Source organism: Clostridia bacterium (genome assembly GCA_014360065.1).
Classification (GTDB): Bacteria; Bacillota; DSM-521; order Neomoorellales; family JACIYF01; genus JACIYF01.
On the sequence record JACIYF010000198.1, the window covers coordinates 1 to 540 of the forward strand.

At 51.9% G+C, this 540-nt stretch carries 1 protein-coding gene and 1 pseudogene (1 of these 2 only partly in view); both read right to left on the bottom strand.

The genetic code is table 11. The features are described 5' to 3' along the window. Positions 1 to 67, bottom strand: a 67-nt coding sequence (locus H5U02_14880) for a DUF951 family protein (GenBank protein ID MBC7343705.1), incomplete at its 3' end; no start/stop codon positions are given. Between the two features lie 25 nt (positions 68 to 92). Beyond that, positions 93 to 540 (bottom strand): annotated as a pseudogene (gene yedF / locus H5U02_14885) (sulfurtransferase-like selenium metabolism protein YedF); it runs 35 nt beyond the window's last position.

The window sequence follows — 540 nt, forward strand, 5'->3', positions numbered from 1 at the left end:
GGTCACTACCGCACGGGTGAGACTTTCGCATCTGAACTACATCCCCCAGAAAGTATTTCTCTACCATCTCTTCCTCCTGCCAAGCCCCCGGTCTACCCTAAGGTAATCAAGCGGTCACTGCTCATCATGGCTTCAACGATGGAGTACATGTTGCTAATGGAGCCGACGCAAAGCTTTTCCTTAAGCTGAAAGTAATCCAGGCAGGTACCGCAGCTTAAGATCGTGACCCCGCGCTTTTCTAAAGCCATAAGGTCGGACAATACCGCCGACCCTTCACAGGCCAGTTTTACCCCACTATTGATGAAGATAATCGAACCGGGAACCACTTCCGCTTCCCTCAGAGTATAAAAAAAGCTTCGCATCAGCACCTGGCCAAGCTCCTCCTCCGGCCGCCCTAAAGTACAACTAGAGATTAGCATTACCTGCTTGGCCACCGGCGCGACTTGGGTCGAAGAACCAGAGAATTCCTTCTGGATGCGGATGTAGAATTCGCCGTTTCGCTCCTCCACCTCGACAGGATAATCCTGGCTGCGAGCAAAT